The 956-nt window shown below is 64.4% G+C and carries 2 protein-coding genes; both read left to right on the forward strand.

Annotated elements, in window-relative coordinates; genetic code table 11:
* On the forward strand, positions 1-466 hold a 466-nt coding region (locus AC1D15_RS34490; protein ID WP_477829614.1), incomplete at its 5' end, for an acyl-CoA dehydrogenase family protein.
* A 211-nt stretch (positions 467-677) separates the two neighbouring features.
* On the forward strand, positions 678-956 hold a 279-nt coding region (locus tag AC1D15_RS34495; protein WP_477829615.1), incomplete at its 3' end, for an ABC transporter substrate-binding protein.

Consider the following 956-nt stretch of genomic DNA (forward strand, 5'->3'; position numbering starts at 1 on the left):
GGTGCTGATGAGCGGGCTCGACTACGAGCGCGCGGTGCTCGCGGCCGGGCCGATCGGCATCATGCAGGCGGTGATGGACAACGTGGTGCCGTACATCCACGACCGCAAGCAGTTCGGCCAGAGCATCGGCGAGTTCCAGCTGATCCAGGGCAAGGTCGCCGACATGTACACCGTGCTGCAGGCGGCACGCGCCTTCTGCTACACGGTCGGCAAGAACCTCGATTCGCTCGGCGTCGAGCATGTGCGCCAGGTGCGCAAGGATTGCGCGAGCGTGATCCTGTGGTGCGCCGAGAAGGCCACCTGGATGGCCGGCGAAGGCATCCAGGTCTTCGGCGGCAACGGCTACATCAACGAGTACCCGCTCGGTCGTCTCTGGCGTGACGCGAAGCTCTACGAAATCGGCGCGGGCACCTCGGAGATCCGGCGCATGCTGATCGGTCGCGAGTTGTTCGCCGAGACGATGTGAATATGCTGCGGCGCGCCGATTCGAGCCCGTTTCCTGACGGCTGTTTGACAGGTTCGGGCGAATATCGCGCGCCGCCAAAAAGGCAAGAAAAAACTTCGCGCACCAGTTCACATCGGCTTGCAATTGAATCGCGAAATGAGTAGGGATATCCCTGTCTGTCTTTCTAAGATGCTGTCCATACGGCGCCGTTCGCGCCATACCGGAACATCTGATGTCTACCAAACCGACTTCCGCTGTGCAGCGCTTCCGTCTGCATGCGCTGGCCGTTACCGGCCTGCTGGCCGCCACGCTGGCTGCCCCGTTCGCGGCGCTGGCCGCCGAGCCGATCGTGATCGGCCAGGTTGCGCCGTTCACCGGCCCGCAGGCCGTGACCGGCAAGGCGATGAACGCCGGCGCGAAGCTCTACTTCGACGCGGTGAACCTGAAGGGCGGCGTGCGCGGCCGGCCGATCAAGCTGGTGACGCGCGACGACGCGCAGAAGCCCGAGGAC

It is taken from the genome of Rhizobacter sp. P2_H2 (genome assembly GCF_056403375.1).